The organism is Fructilactobacillus sp. X2R5C3 (assembly GCF_059901325.1).
Map to the genome: position 1 here is coordinate 1 of NZ_JBWXUY010000072.1, position 236 is coordinate 236.

Below are 236 nucleotides of genomic sequence, written 5' to 3' on the forward strand. Positions count from 1 at the left end.
ATTGAATGGTTACCCCATCTGGGAAAGTAATCGATAATCTAGCATGGTTCGCATTAATCTGGTCAACTTGAACCTGAACACCAGGAAGGACTTGTCTTAACTGATCTAGCGTAATCCACTGACCAGCATACTGTCCGGCCCATCCAGGAGAATAAACTCCTGGACTAGGAATTCCAAAACGAAGTCCGTTTAAATCAAACGAAGCCCCGTCACCCTGAATATCAACGGTCCAGGTT

The 236-nt window shown here is 45.3% G+C and carries 1 protein-coding gene; it reads right to left on the minus strand.

All coding sequences use genetic code 11. The features are described 5' to 3' along the window. A partial coding sequence (locus AC6UDE_RS07210) for a hypothetical protein (protein WP_500697066.1) occupies positions 1 to 236 on the minus strand: 236 nt, incomplete at both ends.